The organism is Psychrobacter sp. 1Y4, from assembly GCF_051847555.1.
In genome coordinates this window covers 1-629 of sequence record NZ_JBPYDE010000750.1, presented here as the reverse complement: position 1 = coordinate 629, position 629 = coordinate 1, and the positions used below count along the sequence as shown (strand labels likewise).

General features: G+C 45.5%; 1 pseudogene. It reads left to right on the top strand.

Annotation, left to right across the window (positions count from 1 at the left end):
• Positions 1-2: 2 nt before the first annotated feature.
• Positions 3-545 (top strand): annotated as a pseudogene (locus ACS8FC_RS18690) (GNAT family N-acetyltransferase).
• Positions 546-629 lie beyond the last annotated feature (84 nt).

Genomic DNA, 629 nt, shown 5'->3' with positions numbered 1-629 from the left:
GTCTGTACCTAAGACAGTGGCAAGCGAGCGACTTTGCGCCATTCGCTGAGATGAATGCCAATCCTAAAGTGATGGAATACTTTCCCAAGTTATTAACCACTTCTGTGAGTAATATTATCGCCAAAAAATGCCAAACGCTGATTGAGGATAATGGGTGGGGGTTTTGGGCAGTGAGCCGCAAAGATTGTTCAGACAAGCATGAGGACTTTATCGGTATGGTTGGGTTAAATAATGCGCATGCTGATATGCCGTTTTTTCCTGCTGTCGAGATTGGTTGACGCTTGCACAATGATTATTGGGGACAAGGGTATGCGACCGAGGCCGCACAGGCTGCTTTGCGCTATGCTTTTGATGTTTTAGAACTTAACGAAGTCGTTGCCTTTACTGCTGTTATCAATAAGCGCTCGCAAAAGCTTATGGAGCGTCTTGGTATGACTGATACGCAGGATAGCTTCTCTCATCCGATGCTCGATGCTGATCATCGACTGGCTGAGCATGTGCTGTACAAGATTATGCGTCAAGAGTGGCAAGCGCTGAGCGTATAATGGCTTTATTGATCAGATACGGCCGATCTTGAAAACGTCAAAATATGCCCCTTAAACGGTAACGCTAGATAAGTCGTATTTTCA